Source organism: Devosia sp. J20-27 (assembly GCF_055808595.1).
This window is the reverse complement of sequence record NZ_CM147875.1, coordinates 3,259,368-3,271,890: the sequence shown is the minus strand read 5'-3', so window position 1 is coordinate 3,271,890 and position 12,523 is coordinate 3,259,368. Positions and strand designations below refer to the sequence as shown.

Sequence of the window (12,523 nt, the reverse complement as noted above, 5' to 3'; positions counted from 1 at the left end):
GTTGCGGCGAACCAAACGAGGCATTGCGTGGATCATTCCGCTCGCAATAGCGACGGTGATTGCAGCTGTCGGCGCCTACGTCGTCGGCTATGCCGCAATATCGGACATGCAACGCGCCCACTCCGAGTATGTGGCGAAAACGTTTGGCCAGCATCTCGTCGATATCGTTCCTGATCTCGATGCGATCATATCCGGCCGCCTGAGCCCGCAGCGCACGGCAGCACTGCTCGGCGGCGTCCGGCCGATCGGCGCGGTCTCCAGCTTCAGGCTCTACGATCAGAACGGCGTATTGCGCGGCGACTCGACCTACCACGCAACCGGCGCATTGCCCGATACCGTCGAGCGCAGCAGCGCCGCGGCGAGCGTCCTTGCCACCGGGCGCACGAGTTACGCGCTCACGGAAGAAACTGGCGAGATCCGGCCCGCGTTCTACGCCGACACAACCATACCCTTGCTTGACGCTGGCACTGTCATCGGCATCCTCTCGGTCAGCTCCGACGAGAGCCAGAGCTGGCCCGGGCGCCTGGAGCAGTTTCGCAACGTCGCCATCCAGGTCACTTTGCTGGTCCTCGCGGCCTTCGGCATTCCTGGCTTCCTCTTTCTGCGGAAGCTGCGCCAGCTCTCGACCAAGGCGCGCAGCCTGCAGCTATCCACGCAGTACGATGAGCTCTCCGGCTGCCTGAACCGGACCACCTTCAGCCGCATCACCCGCGACCTTATCAATGGCGCGGAGGACAAGGGGCTCTCGGTCGCAGTGCACTTCATCGATCTCGACCGCTTCAAATATGTCAACGAGTCCCTCGGCCATGCCGCCGGCGACGAACTGCTGAGGCAGGCCGCCAGGCGACTGCGCCGGCTCATGGGCACGCGCGAGCGCATCGCCAGGCTCGGCGCTGACGAGTTCGCCATCTGCCAGCCCTACTATGCCAATCTGCCCCAGGTCGTCGCCGAACTGGCCGACGATATCGCCCGCGAAATGGCCAAGCCGTTCGACATCGGCAACACCAAGGTCAACTGCGGCGCCTCGGTCGGCTATTCCTTCTACCCGTGCGACGGCAAGACCGTCGACCAGCTGTTCCTCGCCGCCGACCTCGCTTTGCACAATGCCAAGACCCGCAATCGCGGCAGGGCCATGGCCTTCGACCCCGGCATGGAGAGTGAGCGCCAGTTCCTCGCCGCCATCGAGTCCCGGCTGCGCAGTTCCTTGCTCAACAGCGAATTCGAGATCAACTTCCAGCCGCTCTACGAGACCGCCACCGACAGGCTCAAGGGGTTCGAGGCGCTGCTGCGGATGACCGACAGCCAGGGCAGGCCGATTTCGCCTGCCGAGTTCATTCCGATCGCCGAGAGTACCGGCCTGATCAACGATATCGGCCGGTGGGTGCTGCGCGAGGCCTGCACCATCGCCAGCCAGTGGCCGGGCGAACTGACGGTCGCGGTCAACCTCTCGCCAGCCCAGTTCGCCGCCGGCGACATGCCGGGCATGGTGCGCGATGTCCTGGCCTGGTCCGGCCTGCCGCCGCACCGGCTGGAGTTGGAAGTCACCGAGAGCGTGCTCATCACCGACACGGACAAGGTGCTCCGGGACCTGATGGCCATCAAGGCACTCGGCGTCTCCATCGCCCTCGACGATTTCGGCACCGGTTATTCGTCGCTCGGTTACGTCTGGCGCTTCCCGTTCGACAAGCTCAAGGTCGACAAGTCCTTCATGTCCGGCCTCACCGTCGAAGGCTCGAAGTCGCGCGAAATCCTCTCCACAATTATCGCCCTGGGCAAGGTGCTCGATCTGAAAGTCACCGCCGAGGGCGTCGAGACCGAGGAACAGGCGCTGGTCCTGCGCGATCTGCATTGCGACTTGGTCCAGGGCTACCTTTTCGGCCGCCCGATGCCGACCATCGATCTCGCCGCCACCATCGCCCGCGGCGTCAGCGGCAAATGGCCTGGTCCGATCGAGATGGACGGCTACCGACCCCGGCGCCGCGGCGCGGCTTAGGCGTCGTCCGGCCGGGCCATCCAGCGGATGATCCACGCTGCCGGAAAGAACCACAGCCCGCCCGCCACCGCAAAGTAGACCAGCAGCCCCCACCACGGCGCGTCGCCCAGCCAGTTGGCGTAGATCGCCCCCGCCATCACGCACCAGACCACGATCAGGACCAGCGTCAGGATGGTGCCGAACAGTTTGCGGGTGCGTTGCGTCATGGTGTCGTGCTGTCCTGCGTCATTGCGGCCGTTGCCAAGCCGGGAACCGGGGCGTACCTAACCGCCGCGCGCAAACTGGTCCGGGATCATCCACTTGGCAAGCATCGAAACGCCGCACCTCGACGACCTGGCCTCGGGCGACCGCCTGCGGCCCGTTCGCATCTGGCTCTACTGCGTCGCCGCCCTGGTGCTGCTGATGGTGGCGCTCGGCGGCATCACCCGTTTGACCGACTCCGGCCTGTCCATCGTCGAGTGGAAGCCGATCTCGGGCATCCTGCCGCCGCTGTCCATGGCTGACTGGCAGGCCGAGTTCGAGGCCTACAAACTGATCCCCGAATACCAGTTGCAGAACCGCGGCATGAGCCTTGCGGCGTTCCAGTACATCTTCTGGTGGGAATGGTCGCACCGCTTCCTCGGCCGCGTCATCGGCCTGGCCTTTGCCGTGCCGTTCCTCGTCTTTCTGGTTCAGCGCCGGTTCTCCTGGAATCTCGCGGCGCCGCTGGCTGCCCTTTTTGTCCTGGGCGGACTGCAGGGCGCTCTGGGCTGGTGGATGGTCTCCTCCGGCCTCTCCGAACGCGTCGATGTCTCGCAATACCGCCTCGCCGCCCATCTCGGCGCTGCCGCCTTGCTGTTCATGGCACTGGTCTGGGTCGCCCGTCGGCTGGAGCCCCGGCCGATGTCCCCCGAGCGCCCGCGCTGGCCGATTGTGCTGCTGTTGCTGCTGGTCTTCGTGCAACTCATTGCCGGCGCCTTCGTCGCCGGTATCGATGCCGGCATGGGCTACAACACCTGGCCGCTGATGGACGGGGCCTGGATCCCCAATGGTCTGGGCGCCATCCAGCCCTGGTGGCTCAATCTCTTCGAGAATGCCCTGACGGTGCAGTTCGCCCATCGCTGTCTCGCCTATCTGATCGTCCTCTATGCCGCGCTGCTGCTCTGGCGGCAGTCGCGGGCAGGGGGCTTTTCCGGCGCCCATGGCTGGCTGCCGCGCATCGGCCTGCTCATCGCCCTGCAAGTCGTTCTCGGCATTGCGACCCTCCTGACAGCCGTGCCCATTTCGCTGGCACTCGGTCACCAGGCTCTGGCTTTCATGCTCACCGGCACGATTGTGGCCTATCTCGCTGATATGACAGGGAAAACTGCACGGTAATGGGATACCGCAATGGCGGTATCCAAATACCGCACCTATAACACACTGTTTTTACAGGGTTTCTATCATCCTGTTGACAGTTGATGCGGACATCGGTACATGCCGCTCACCAATCTACAGGGAATACAGACATGAGCACGTACTCGGCCAAGCCGAGCGAGATCGAGAAGAAGTGGATCTTGATCGACGCGACGGATCTGGTGGTGGGGCGCCTGGCCTCCATCATCGCGCTGCGCCTGCGCGGCAAGCACAAGCCCACCTATACGCCGAACATGGACATGGGCGACAACGTCATTGTCATCAATGCCTCCAAGATCAAGCTGACCGGCAAGAAGCTCGATCAGCGCCGCTTCTTCTGGCACACCGGCTATCCCGGCGGCATCAAGGACCGCACGCAGCGCGAGCTCCTGAACGGCCGCTTCCCCGAGCGCGTGCTCGAAAATGCCGTGCGCCGCATGATCCCGGGCGGTCCGCTCGGCCGTGCCCAGCTCAAGAACCTCAAGGTCTATGGCGGTGGCGAGCATCCCCATGAGGCCCAGCAGCCGGCCAAGCTCGACGTCGGCTCGTTCAACTCCAAGAATGTGAGGCTCAAGTAATGGCCGAGACCGTCAACTCGCTCGAAGATCTGGGCACCGTCGCCAGCGTCGCCGTGCAGGCCGATGCGCCCGTCTATGAGCAGAAGCTGGATGCGCAGGGCCGTGCCTATGCCACCGGCAAGCGCAAGAACGCCATCGCGCGCGTCTGGATCAAGCCGGGCAACGGCAAGATCACCGTAAACGGCAAGGAGTTCAACCACTTCTTCGCTCGTCCGGTGCTCCAGATGGTGCTCCAGCAGCCCATCGTCGCCGCCTCGCGCAAGGACCAGTACGACGTCGTCGCCACCGTTGCCGGCGGCGGTCTGTCCGGCCAGGCCGGTGCCGTTCGTCACGGCATCTCCAAGGCGCTGACCTATTTCGAGCCCGAGCTGCGCGCCGTGCTCAAGAAGGGTGGCTTCCTGACCCGCGACAGCCGTGTGGTCGAGCGTAAGAAGTACGGCAAGGCCAAGGCCCGCAAGTCCTTCCAGTTCTCCAAGCGCTAAGCGTTTCGGAACATCGATATGTGCGAGGGGCCGGAGCAATCCGGCCCTTTTGCTTATGTCCCCACCGACTTGCCTTGGCAGGCGGGAGAGGGCTGGAGGGCCACCGGCCTCTCTGCTACCAAGGCACCCCATGGATTTGCCCCGCACCGTCCTTATCGTCAGCGACGCCTGGCACCCGCAGGTCAACGGCGTCGTCCGCTCGATCGAGCGTGTCATCGAGCAGATGGAAGCCGGCGGCATCGACGTCCGCTTGGTCACTCCGCTCGATTATCGCACCATGCCCATGCCGGGATACGACGAGATCCGCCTGTCGCTGGTCCACAAGCACACCGTGCATGAAAAGATCCGGGCCATCCGCCCCGACGCCATTCACATCGCCACCGAAGGCCCGCTCGGGCTGATCGTCCGCAAGTACTGCGTCGAGCGCAAGCTGCCCTTCTCCACCGCCTATCACACCCAGTTTCCCGAATATCTGCGCGCCCGGCTGCCGGTGCCGCTCAACTGGTCCTACGCTTTCCTCCGCTGGTTCCACGGACCGGCCCGCTACTGCCTCGTCGGCACGCCGCATTTACAGGCCGAGCTGGAGGCGCGCGGTTTCGCCAATGTCGCGGTCTGGACCAAGGGCGTCGATACCACGCTCTTCCACCCCCACAAGCGCGCGCCGCTCGCCTTCGACAGTCCGGTGTTCCTCTACGTCGGCCGAGTGGCCGTAGAAAAGAACATCGAGGCTTTCCTCGATCTCGATCTGCCGGGGACCAAGGTCGTCGTCGGCGACGGACCGAGCCGCGTCGAACTCGAACGTAAGTACCCGCACGCCATCTTCACCGGGGCGCGGCATGGCGATGACCTGGCGCGGCTCTTTGCCGGTGCCGACGTCTTCGTCTTTCCCAGTCGCACCGACACCTTTGGCCTGGTGCTGCTTGAGGCGCTCGCCAGCGGCACGCCGGTCGCCGCCTTTCCGGTCACCGGCCCCATCGATGTCATCGGCAGCGAGCCGGTGGGCGTCCTCAAGGAGGACCTGCGCACCGCCGCGCTCGAGGCCCTCAACATCTCGCGCGAGAACTGCCGCACCTATGCCGAGCGCTTCTCCTGGGCCGCCAGTACTCAACAGTTCCTCGACCACCTGCCACTGATCACAGGATAGCCAGATGCTCACCAATCCCCTCATTCTCGGCACGGCAAACCTGGGGCTCGGCGACGGCGGGCGCGACAACGCCTTTGCCATTCTCGATACCTATACCGAGCTGGGTGGCGCCGTGATCGATACGGCCGCGGTCTACTCCGACTGGGTGCCTGGCGAGTCCGGCCGCTCCGAAACCATCATCGGCGAGTGGATGGCGGCCCGCGGCAATCGCGACCATCTGCGCGTTGTCACCAAGGGCGCGCATCCCGCGCTCACCGATGCCTCGGTCAGCCGCTGCGACCGCACCTCGATCCGTCTCGATGTCGAGCTCAGCCTCAAGCGCCTGCAGACCGACCGCATTGATCTCTATTTCATGCATCGCGACGATCCGCGTATCCCCGCCGCCGACATTCTCGGCACGCTGCATGAACTGGTGGCCGAAGGAAAGCTCATCGGTCTGGGCTGCTCGAACTGGACGCTGCTGCGCATGCGCGAGGCCGAGCGGGCAGGGGGCTTTTCCGCCAATCAGGTTCTGGGCAACGTGCTCTGCCGCCCGATGACACCGCCGGCCGATCCGACCAACGTCATCATCGACGCACCAATGTTCCACCACGCCGTCAACAACGACGTCGAACTGCAGTTCTACACCTCGCAATGCCAGGGGCTGTTCGAAAAGCGCGCCGCTGGCCAGCCTGCGCCCGCCAACTATGCCAATCCGGCCTGCACCGAGGCCGCCGAAAAGATCGAGGCCATCGCCCGCGACCTGGGCCTGGAGGCCGGCCAGATGATCATCGCTTATCTCACCGGCCTCGCCCCCAATGTCCGCCCCATCATCGGTCCGCGTGACCCGGCGCAACTGCGCTACTCCTACGCCGCCGGCGACATTGACCTGAGCCGCGAGACGATCAGCGCCATCGCCAATATTGTCGGCATGCAGGCCTTTCTGCACGCCTGAGCGACGCCAATGAGTCCGGGAACTTGTGGCCCCGGCGACATGCGCACAAGTCATTCGTCTTGACTCTAATTAGACGAATGACTAAATAACCCGCATGACGATGAATGCCGTGTTTGAAGCTTTGTCCCATCCCGTCCGCCGGGAGATCCTCAAGCTGCTGCGGCGTGGGCCGATGTCGGCTGGCGATCTGGCTGGTCATTTCGACCTGACCAAGCCGACGCTTTCGGTCCACTTCGCCAAGCTCAAGGACGCCGGACTGGTCTCGGTGGAGCGGCAGGGGACGAGCCTGATCTACCACCTCAACATGTCCATTCTCGAGGAAGCGCTGTCGGGCTTTCTCGCCTTCAAGGAGCCCAGGCCATGATCCGCTTCTTTACCCCCGTGCGACTCATCCTCGTGCTGGCATTCGTCCTGACCGTGGCCGCCGGGTTCGTGCTGGTGCCGGCAGGGCTGCAACTGCCGGTGCACTGGGGCATCACCGGCGAGCCCGATGGCTTCCTGCCGCGCGATCTCGCCCTGCTGCTGCCTGTCGCGATCGTGGCTCTGGTCTGGGCGATTTTCCTTGCCGTCGCCCGCTTTGCGTCGCCGTCCGACGTTGAGGCCGGGCGCTACGTCACGGGTGTGGCGCTGACCGCCCTCACGGCGATCTTCCTCACCATTGAGGTCATGATGGTGTTGATCGGCATCGGAGCCCCCATCAATGTCATCCAGGTGCTCGCGGTGGCCTTCGGCCTGCTGCTGCTGGTGCTGGGCAATGCCATGCCGAAGTCGCAGCCCAACAGCTTTGCCGGCATTCGCATGCCGACCACGCTGCGCGATCCGGGCAACTGGCAGGCGACCCACCGGCTGGGCGGTGTCCTCGCAATCATCGGCGGTCTGGTGCTGCTGGTTGCCGCACTGCTGGCGCCCCGCAGCCATCTGGTGTTCTGGCTCATCGGTTGCGTCCTGGTGCCCATGCTGACAGCAACCCTCTATTCCCTGTTCCATGCCCGGCGGTCGCGGCAGCGGAAGGCTTGACCGCAGGGCCGAACGCCTCGTACACAAATGCCCATGACTCATCAGGGTGTAGCAGCGCTGTTCTTTGCGCCCGGCCAAGCGGCCGGGGCAGGACGTTTGCGCGCTGGGGCCGCCGCCCGCTAGCTCTTCCCGAGTGCCGCCGTGCGGCTGGGAAGAGCGGATAAACCCCCGAGCCGCAGCGGTCCATCGGCCGCTTAACTGAGTCAAAACCATAATTCCGCGATAATCGCCGTCTCAGATGAGACCATCAGCGCCTGCCAGTGCGTCGCGGACCCCGAGGAACAGATGAACGAAGATTTCTATCGCATCCGCCGCCTGCCGCCCTACGTCTTTGCCCATATCGATCCGATCAAGGCGAAGGCCCGCGCCAGCGGCGTCGACGTGATCGATCTGGGCATGGGCAATCCGGACATGCCCACGCCGCAGCATATCGTCGACAAGCTACGTGAAACGGTCAACGATCCGCGCACCCACCGCTATTCGTCGTCCCGCGGCATCCCGGGCCTGCGCAAGGCCCAGGCGAGCTACTATGGCCGACGCTTCGGCGTGAAGCTCAATCCGGACACCCAGGTCGTCGCGACCCTTGGCTCCAAGGAAGGCTTCGCCAACATGGCTTCGGCCATCACCGCCCCCGGCGACGTGGTGCTGGTGCCCAATCCGACCTACCCGATCCATTCGTTCGGTTTCATCATGTCGGGCGGCGTTGTCCGCTCCATGCCGGCGGATCCGAACGAGGACTTCATGCGCTCGCTCGATCGTGCCGTCCGGCACTCGATCCCCAAGCCGATCGCTCTCGTGCTCAACTACCCGGCCAATCCGACCGCCTACACGGCGACGCTGGACTTCTACAAGGAAGTCGTCGCCTATTGCCGGGCCAACAACATCTTCATCCTCTCCGATCTCGCCTATTCCGAGATCTATTTCGACGGCGAAGTGCCGCCCTCGGTGCTCGAGGTGCCCGGCGCCATAGACATCACCGTCGAGTTCACCTCGATGTCGAAAACCTACTCCATGCCCGGCTGGCGTGTCGGCTTCGCGGTCGGCAACGAACGTCTCATCGCCGCTCTGGCGCGCGTGAAGTCCTATCTCGATTATGGAGCCTTCACGCCGGTGCAGGTGGCCGCCGCCGCCGCGCTAAATGGCGACGACACCGTTATTTCCGATGTCCGCCAGATCTATCAGTCCCGCCGCGACGTCATGGTCGAGAGCTTTGCCCGCTCCGGCTGGAAACTGCCGTCCCCCAAGGCCACCATGTTCGTATGGTCGCCGATTCCGGATCAGTTCGCCCATCTGGGTTCGCTTGAGTTCGCCAAGCTGCTGATCCAGGAAACCGGCGTCGCCGTCGCGCCCGGTGTCGGCTTCGGCGAATACGGCGACCAGTATGTCCGCCTTGCCCTCGTCGAAAACGAGCAGCGCATCCGGCAGGCAGCCCGCAATATCAAGAAATTCCTGGCCTCGGCTCCCAGCCACGGCAACGTGGTGCCATTGTCGACCGCCAAGTGAATTCAACTCGCCAGAAACAGAACAGCCCGGTTCATCACCGGGCCGTTTTCGTTTGGGGCAGGTCACCCGGTAGCTACCAGTAGCCGAATTCCTGCATCACATTGCCGTTCACTTCCCAGAAGCGCTCCAGCACTTCGCCCTCCAGCGGCACCCGTGGCGCATCCTGCGGGCGTATCCAGTGCCCGTCCTGCCTGGCCAGTTCGTCGCGCGGCGGCATGCTCTTCTGCTGCGGCGTCAGCTTCAGGAAGTCGGCGATCTGCTCGACGCAGATCCCGACATTGGTCGCCAGGTCCTCGTAGCGGATCAACAGCGTATTGGGCCGGTTCTGCGGATGCCAGGCGGTGACATGGTCCGCCCAGCTGCCAAAGTTGGTCTTGCCCGCCACGATCTTTTCCAGCGCATGCCGCTCGTGCAGGAAGTGGTAGAGGCTGACCACCGCTTCACGTCCGTCGCGCAGCACATAGATCGCCGGCCGGTTATCGAACGGCGCCGCATGTGTCTTGATCAGTTGCAGCGGCTGATCGCCGAAGTTCAGCCGCCCCTCGGCATCATGCTCGATATGGCCGGCCAGCCGCTCGATGCCTTCCTGGTGGCCGAGATCATCCCGATAGATGCTGGCCGACTTCATGCCGAAGCACTGGTTCAGCACGGTGCGCAGGAATGTGTTGCCGCTCCGCGGATAGGACGCGAGCCAGACCAGAGAATTGCTCATTTCTTGATCTCCGTGCGCAAAAAACAAGCGGAGATAAATCGAGAGGCCTCAGTATATAGACCAGAAGAGAGAAATATATAGGTCGACATTTGTATGCCTTCATCTGCGCCCGGTCCTCCCAAACCCGTCGCATGAATGAAATGTGACAACCTGCACCTGAATCGTCAATGCATCCAAATATTACAAATTGTTTCGCGGGGTCCTATTGACGCGTAGGGCAATTCCTATCTATGCCTCGCCGCAACGCTCAGGAGCCGCCGATGTCCGATATCCAGTCCTTCCGCCAGGCCGTTGAAACCTTCATTGCCGCCCGCGGCTGGACTCCCACCCGCTTCGGCCGGGCCATCGCCGGCGATCCGCTCTTCGTCTTCGATTTGCGCGAGGGCAGGGAGCCGCGCTCCGATACCCGCAACCGCATCCTCAAGGCCATGCAGGAGCAGGCCGACACCCAGTCGGTGGCGCCGCTGCGCATCGGCGTCGCCGGGCTGGGCAATGTCGGCGCCACGCTGGTGCGCATCATCCAGAAGGATGGCGAGGAACTCACCCGCAAGCTCGGCCGCAAGTTGGTCGTCACCGCTGTCTGCGCCCGCTCGCGCAGCCGCGACCGCGGCATCGACGTGACCGAGCTCGAGTGGTTCGACGACCCCGTCGCGCTCGCCAAATCCGACAGCATCGATCTCTTCGTCGAACTGATCGGCGGCGAGGACGGCCCGGCTCTGGCGGCGGTCAAGGCCGCCCTCGAGATCGGCCGCCCGGTGGTGACCGCCAACAAGGCCCTGCTGGCTCGCCACGGCGTCAACCTGGCCCGTCTGGCCGAGGAGTCCGGTGCCCCGCTGGGCTTCGAGGCCGCTGTCGCCGGCGGCATCCCGGTCATCAAGACCTTGCGCGAGGGGCTCGGTTCGGCCCGCATCGCCCGCGTCTACGGCATCATGAACGGCACCTGCAACTACATCCTCACCCGCATGGGCAATGAGGGCATCTCCTTTGCCGAATGCCTCAAGGACGCGCAAAAGCTCGGCTATGCCGAAGCCGATCCGACCTTCGACGTCGGCGGCTTCGACACCGCCCACAAGCTCGCCATCCTCGCCTCGCTCTGCTTTGGCTGCGAGATCGCCCCCGACGAGATCTTTGTCGAAGGCATCACCACCATCAGCCAGGCCGACATCAAGGTCGCCGGCGATCTCGGCTACAAGATCAAGCTGCTCGGCATTGCCCAGCGGTCGGCCGACGGCATCGAACAGCGCGTCCATCCCACCCTGGTGCCGAAAACCTCGGCCATTGCCGGTGTCGATGGCGTGCTCAACGCCGTCGCCCTCGAAACCGACCATGTGCATGAGTTGCTGCTGGCCGGTCCCGGCGCCGGCGGCCCGCCGACCGCCTCCTCGGTGCTTTCCGATATCCTCGATATCGCCCGCGGCAACCGCGTCCCGCCGCTCGGCGTGCCCAGCGCCGAACTGACCCCATATCGCCGGGCGCCGATGCGCGCCCACGAGGGCGGCTATTACATCCGACTAAATGCCAAGGATATTCCGGGCGCCCTAGCGTCTATTGCTACGCGTATGGGGGCGTCGGGCATCTCGCTCGAAAGTGTCATCCAGCGTCCGGATTTGCGTGTTACCGACAGCGGTATCGACGGCGGCGGGACCAGAACGATCGTGCTGCTGACGCATTCGACAATGGAGGCCACCGTGCGGGAAGCGCTTGCGCAGATCGCCAGTGACGGCTTCATTGTCGGTGAGCCACAGCTCATCCGTATCGAGACCTTGTAACCGCTTCCCCTTGCCGGGAGGCAGGGGAGACGTAATGAAACTGAGCAAGACCGACCGCAGCCCGGCGTCACTCGACCGATCTCTGGTTCTCGAACTGGTGCGCGTCACCGAACGCGCCGCCATTGCCGCCGCCGGCTGGCGCGGTAAAGGTGACGAGAAGGCCGCCGACGCTGCGGCCGTCGAGGCGATGCGCGCCGAACTGGGTCGCGTCCACATCAACGGTCGCATCGTCATCGGCGAAGGCGAGCGCGACGAGGCGCCCATGCTCTTTATCGGCGAGGAAGTCGGCGCCGGCGACGGGCCGAATGTCGATATCGCTGTCGACCCGCTCGAAGGCACCACGCTCTGCGCCAAGAACCAGCCCGATTCGATCTGCGTGCTGGCCATGGCCGAGCGCGGCGGACTGCTCAACGCTCCCGATGTCTACATGCAGAAGCTGGCCATCGGCGCCGGCTACGCGCCGGCCACTGTCGATATCGATGCCAGCCCGACCGACAACATCAAGTCCCTGGCCGCCGCCAAGGGCGTCCCGGTGCCGGAAATCACTGTCTGCATGCTCGATCGCCCGCGCCACTCCGGCCTGCTCGATGAACTGCGCTCCACCGGCTGCGCCATCAAGCTGATCTCCGATGGCGATATCGCCGGCATCATCCACGCAGTGAACACCGAGGACACCGGCATCGACATCTATCTCGGCTCCGGCGGTGCCCCTGAAGGCGTCCTCGCCGCAGCGGCGCTGCGCTGCATCGGCGGGCAGATGCAGGCCCGGCTCATTCTCGATACCGACGACAAGCGCGACCGCGCCCGTCGCATGGGCGTCGAGGACCCCAACCGCAAATATTCGGTGGAGGAACTGGCTTCCGGCGATGTCCTCTTTGCCGCCACCGGCGTCACCGATGGCTCGCTGCTCAACGGCGTCCGCCTGCGCAAGAACGTCGTCCGCACCTCGACAGTGGTCATGCGCTCCTGGAGCCAGACCGTCCGTTGGATCAGCGCCGACCACCGGCGCTGATCGTG

13 protein-coding genes are annotated in these 12,523 nt (G+C 64.4%); 11 read left to right on the top strand and 2 right to left on the bottom strand.

Annotation, left to right across the window (positions count from 1 at the left end; translation table 11 throughout):
- Window position 1: 1 nt before the first annotated feature.
- Entirely contained in the window at window positions 2–1,993 is a 1,992-nt protein-coding gene (locus tag AC0L4C_RS16230; RefSeq protein ID WP_473400738.1) for a putative bifunctional diguanylate cyclase/phosphodiesterase, read from the top strand.
- Here AC0L4C_RS16230 and AC0L4C_RS16225 read toward each other — a convergent pair.
- Window positions 1,990–2,199: a DUF2842 domain-containing protein gene (locus AC0L4C_RS16225; RefSeq protein WP_473400737.1), complete on the bottom strand. Its 210-nt coding sequence runs from the start codon at window positions 2,197–2,199 to the stop codon at window positions 1,990–1,992. The two genes, AC0L4C_RS16230 and AC0L4C_RS16225, sit on opposite strands and share 4 nt — an antisense overlap.
- A 94-nt stretch (window positions 2,200–2,293) precedes the next feature.
- Between AC0L4C_RS16225 and AC0L4C_RS16220 the strand changes: the two genes are divergently transcribed.
- From AC0L4C_RS16220 to AC0L4C_RS16185, 8 genes are all read left to right on the top strand, one after another.
- Window positions 2,294–3,349, top strand: coding sequence for a COX15/CtaA family protein (locus AC0L4C_RS16220; protein ID WP_473400736.1), 1,056 nt, complete (start codon window positions 2,294–2,296; stop codon window positions 3,347–3,349).
- A gap of 131 nt (window positions 3,350–3,480) precedes the next feature.
- Window positions 3,481–3,945 carry a 50S ribosomal protein L13 gene (gene rplM, locus AC0L4C_RS16215; RefSeq protein ID WP_473400735.1) on the top strand — a complete coding sequence of 155 codons (465 nt, stop codon included), beginning with the start codon at window positions 3,481–3,483 and terminating at the stop codon, window positions 3,943–3,945.
- Window positions 3,945–4,427, top strand: a complete 483-nt coding sequence (gene rpsI / locus AC0L4C_RS16210; protein WP_473400734.1) for a 30S ribosomal protein S9 — start codon at window positions 3,945–3,947, stop codon at window positions 4,425–4,427. Before rplM ends, rpsI begins: the two co-directional genes overlap by 1 nt.
- A 130-nt stretch (window positions 4,428–4,557) precedes the next feature.
- Window positions 4,558–5,571 (top strand): glycosyltransferase family 4 protein, encoded by a 1,014-nt coding sequence (locus AC0L4C_RS16205; RefSeq protein ID WP_473400733.1) that lies wholly within the window; start codon window positions 4,558–4,560, stop codon window positions 5,569–5,571.
- A 4-nt stretch (window positions 5,572–5,575) separates the two neighbouring features.
- Complete coding sequence (locus AC0L4C_RS16200; RefSeq protein WP_473400732.1) at window positions 5,576–6,505, top strand: aldo/keto reductase; 930 nt, start codon at window positions 5,576–5,578, stop codon at window positions 6,503–6,505.
- A gap of 109 nt (window positions 6,506–6,614) precedes the next feature.
- Window positions 6,615–6,869, top strand: coding sequence for an autorepressor SdpR family transcription factor (locus tag AC0L4C_RS16195; protein WP_473400731.1), 255 nt, complete (start codon window positions 6,615–6,617; stop codon window positions 6,867–6,869).
- Complete coding sequence (locus AC0L4C_RS16190) at window positions 6,866–7,522, top strand: SdpI family protein (protein WP_473400730.1); 657 nt, start codon at window positions 6,866–6,868, stop codon at window positions 7,520–7,522. Before AC0L4C_RS16195 ends, AC0L4C_RS16190 begins: the two co-directional genes overlap by 4 nt.
- A 285-nt stretch (window positions 7,523–7,807) precedes the next feature.
- Window positions 7,808–9,025: an LL-diaminopimelate aminotransferase gene (locus AC0L4C_RS16185; protein WP_473400729.1), complete on the top strand. Its 1,218-nt coding sequence runs from the start codon at window positions 7,808–7,810 to the stop codon at window positions 9,023–9,025.
- A gap of 73 nt (window positions 9,026–9,098) precedes the next feature.
- Here the strand turns inward: AC0L4C_RS16185 and AC0L4C_RS16180 are convergent, their stop codons facing one another.
- Entirely contained in the window at window positions 9,099–9,737 is a 639-nt protein-coding gene (locus AC0L4C_RS16180; protein WP_473400728.1) for a sulfotransferase domain-containing protein, read from the bottom strand.
- A 428-nt stretch (window positions 9,738–10,165) separates the two neighbouring features.
- On the opposite strand from AC0L4C_RS16180, the gene AC0L4C_RS16175 reads away from it, so the two are divergent.
- Both AC0L4C_RS16175 and glpX read left to right on the top strand, forming a co-directional pair.
- Window positions 10,166–11,506: a homoserine dehydrogenase gene (locus tag AC0L4C_RS16175; RefSeq protein ID WP_473403537.1), complete on the top strand. Its 1,341-nt coding sequence runs from the start codon at window positions 10,166–10,168 to the stop codon at window positions 11,504–11,506.
- 34 nt (window positions 11,507–11,540) lie between these two features.
- Window positions 11,541–12,518, top strand: coding sequence for a class II fructose-bisphosphatase (gene glpX / locus AC0L4C_RS16170; protein WP_473400727.1), 978 nt, complete (start codon window positions 11,541–11,543; stop codon window positions 12,516–12,518).
- The last annotated feature ends 5 nt before the right edge of the window (window positions 12,519–12,523 follow it).